The sequence below is a fragment of the Nitrospira sp. BLG_2 genome, assembly GCF_049222245.1.
Window position 1 is genome coordinate 1 of sequence record NZ_JBLYIG010000680.1, and the last position, 2,121, is coordinate 2,121.

Annotated in this window: 4 protein-coding genes; 3 read left to right on the plus strand and 1 reads right to left on the minus strand. The window is 55.3% G+C overall.

Going from position 1 to position 2,121, the window contains the following annotated elements; all coding sequences use genetic code 11:
• The 3 genes from ACOSYY_RS17985 to ACOSYY_RS17995 all read left to right on the plus strand — a co-directional run.
• A partial coding sequence (locus ACOSYY_RS17985) for a Clp protease N-terminal domain-containing protein (RefSeq protein ID WP_421664211.1) occupies positions 1 to 236 on the plus strand: 236 nt, incomplete at its 5' end.
• A 72-nt stretch (positions 237 to 308) separates the two neighbouring features.
• Positions 309 to 821, plus strand: a complete 513-nt coding sequence (locus tag ACOSYY_RS17990; protein WP_421664213.1) for a hypothetical protein — start codon at positions 309 to 311, stop codon at positions 819 to 821.
• A 264-nt stretch (positions 822 to 1,085) separates the two neighbouring features.
• Positions 1,086 to 1,637: a hypothetical protein gene (locus ACOSYY_RS17995; protein ID WP_421664214.1), complete on the plus strand. Its 552-nt coding sequence runs from the start codon at positions 1,086 to 1,088 to the stop codon at positions 1,635 to 1,637.
• 234 nt (positions 1,638 to 1,871) lie between these two features.
• Here ACOSYY_RS17995 and ACOSYY_RS18000 read toward each other — a convergent pair.
• On the minus strand, positions 1,872 to 2,121 hold a 250-nt coding region (locus ACOSYY_RS18000), incomplete at its 5' end, for a putative quinol monooxygenase (RefSeq protein WP_421664216.1).

Sequence of the window (2,121 nt, forward strand, 5' to 3'; positions counted from 1 at the left end):
AGGAGCGCGTGAAGCTGCCGATGACGCCGCGCGCGAAGAAAATGATGATGCGAACAGTCGAAGTCGCGATGCGGATGGGTCATGACTCAATCGGCACGGAACACTTCCTCTACGCGCTGCTTGAAAATCCGGAGGAGGTTCAGATCGAATTGCTGAAGCGGCTGGGCCATGATGTTGAGGCGATTCGGGAACGAACTCTGGAGTTGTTGGCACGGTATAAGGACAAGCCGAGGTAACCCCAACAAGTCAAGAAGACCCCTCATCGCAGTAGGTTTTCGCGAGTTCGATGAAACATCGGAGTGGCGTTCGTGAATCGGATGGCCGTGATCCTCTTGATCCTCTCGACGGCGGCATTTCTGGCTCTGCTGGTGTTTGGGTTTTTTTGGACGACAAACGGGACCAAGGACTTACTCGATCTTGGCGGCAACTGGGACCTGCACCTGTCAGGCAAGCGGGTTTGTTTCTCGATTACCCGGGCATGGACAATGACAGGGGACCGTGCTGACCAAGACCGGGTCCACTCGATTCAGTTTCTGGGATTTGATGCTTCGGTTCACAATTCCACGATTTACGCCTACCCCGGCGCAGTGAGGGAATCGGGCCTCGCTGTTACCATTCCCATCTGGCAGATCGTGATGGCTCACGGCTTGCTCATCGCGGGCGTCTGCTACTTGCATTCGAGGCGAAGGCGACTGCTCAAGGGGCAGGCGCTGAGTTGTGCCCGGTGCGGGTATCTTCTGATTGGGAATGCATCCGGTGTTTGTCCGGAGTGCGGCGAGACGATCCATGAGAAGCTTCACCGCGTTTCCGCTAATACCTAATCTAATTCGAGCTTAAGCTCACGATTCTTGGGGGAAGGCAACCAGCTTTGGAGCCTGTGCTCATGGATCGGGTTTGCATGAAATAGTTCCCGGCGATTGAGGACCAGCCCGACGAGGTTCAATGGATAGTCGCGCTGAGTGTGCCTGACGGGAGGCCGATACAGCTGCAGGTCAATACGTCGTTAAGAAGGGAACTGCCACCAGCTTACGATACAATTCTATTACTTAGGTTGATGAATAATTCGGGTATCTAAGGAGGCTTCCATGAAGAAGTTTGACGACGGGAAGGGCTGCGGAGAATCTAACATCGCGATGATGGAGCATGACATTGTCCGGCTTAGACGACGATGTTCAATCCTGACATTACTGGTGCTAATGTCGCTAGGCGTACACGTTCTGGCGAGACTCCCGTGGCTTGAACGCGCTAGCGCGGATGACGAAGTCAGGGCCGACCCTTCAGTCTTAAGAGCTGAATCGCTGCAAATCGTTAACAACGCCGGCCGGACGGTTCTTGAATTGGGCTCAAAACACGGCAATCCCTACCTTGTGTATCGTGACGGAGAGGGCAACGAACGGGCCGCCCTGCGATCGTATCGCTACGCCTCGGATGATTATGGCCCTGCATTCGAAATGTACAGCCCCAAGGGAGAAGTCACAGTAAAGCTCGGCTGCAACAAGTGGAGCGAACCCTTCCTACTTTTCAAGGACAAGGATCAACTCGTCCGTGTGTTTCTCGGGATTGCCAACCTCAAGCGGCCAACGCTTCAGTTCTTCGATGACGAGAGGAAGGTTTGTTGGAGGGCGGGAGCGAAGTAGGGAACCAAACAAATCGACCATGTTTATGGAGAGGACCGACGAAAATTAGCGAAGGGAAACGAGGGATGTTCTAAGATAACCCCTCTTAATCTGAATCGGACCGCAATGAAACCCGAGCTCGTTCTGCTGCTGGTTGGCGTCGTCGTGCTATTTCTCCTGCCCGTTTTCCCGGAGATGCTGGTAGGTGCCTTGTCGGCCATCCGCCGGGTCGTTCGCTGCGCATGATGCGGCGGGTTATTTGACCTGCGTCATTTCGTGAAGCGTGAATGCTTCGATCGCGCCTTCGGTGGCGGATTTGAAGACTTGCAGGTGCGGGGCGGACATGTGGTTCTGCCACAGGGCGCGGGACTCCCAGATTTCGAAGAACAGGAAGTGGGCCGGGTTGGCGTTGTCCTGGTGCAGGTCGTATTGAATGCAGCCCGCCTCGGCCCGCGTGATCGGTACGAGCTTTTGCAGCTCCGACTTGACCCGCTCGGTCTGGCCG

What these genes read in the sequence shown, in the direction of transcription:
- ACOSYY_RS17995 (WP_421664214.1), top strand. Translation starts at nt 1,086, where the DNA reads ATGAAGAAGTTTGACGACGGGAAGGGCTGCGGAGAATCTAACATCGCG.